Annotated in this window: 1 protein-coding gene; it reads right to left on the bottom strand. The window is 46.4% G+C overall.

Annotation, left to right across the window (positions count from 1 at the left end):
* Window positions 1–404 precede the first annotated feature (404 nt).
* Window positions 405–734: a HigA family addiction module antitoxin gene (locus P792_RS23825; protein WP_023977793.1), complete on the bottom strand. Its 330-nt coding sequence runs from the start codon at window positions 732–734 to the stop codon at window positions 405–407.
* Window positions 735–748: the final 14 nt, after the last annotated feature.

Here is a 748-nt window from a genome sequence, read left to right as displayed (position 1 = left end):
CCCTACCGCCACACTGGGATAAGTTGAGTATGTATACAGTATCGTAGCGGTAAGTGCGAGGGAATATATTTCATCAAAATAAACGTCAGTGTTTCCATGTTCCCTTTCTAACATTAGTGTCTTCATCTTAGTCTTGTGGAATAATGATGTGTTACTGAATGCGATGCATATAGCGAGCATAATTGGTGCAGAAAGTATGTCGCTGCGTAAATCATGCCTAAAAGGCAGAAACGTTGCATCTCTTAATAAGATAGTTATATAAGATACAAATATTGCGACATATAATAATATACTCGCTCCAAAATATTTTTTCACTGCTTCTCTCGGTGATATCAACAATTGGGTATGGATTAGAATGGGAGGCCGGATTCAGTTTTGATCTAATTACTCAACGTTAATCTGTCTCATCCTCGCCACGCTTCATTATCAGCCTGGCTCGGGAGTCCGAAATGCTGAACATGCAGATTGCTCGCATGCGCTCTGGCCTGGGCAAGGTCGAAGGTGCTCTGCATGCGCATAAGCGTTTCGGCGCGCACGCCAAAGGCCTTCTCGAAGCGGATCGCCATCTCTGCAGTTAGTCCGCACCTTCCATTCAGAAGGGCGCTGATCGCCTGGCGGGAAACGCCCAGATGCTCGGCGACAGTGTTGATCCTGACATTCTGAGGCTCAAGAAGCTCGGTTTTGATCCAGTCCCCGACATGGACTGCGAGCGAACTATGCATCTTAAGTGCCATGGTAGTCCTCCAAT

This window comes from Asaia sp. SF2.1, assembly GCF_000505765.1.
Classification (GTDB): domain Bacteria; phylum Pseudomonadota; class Alphaproteobacteria; order Acetobacterales; family Acetobacteraceae; genus Asaia; species Asaia bogorensis.
The sequence above is the reverse complement of the archived record's forward strand: the minus strand, read 5'-3'. Positions and strand labels throughout refer to the sequence as shown.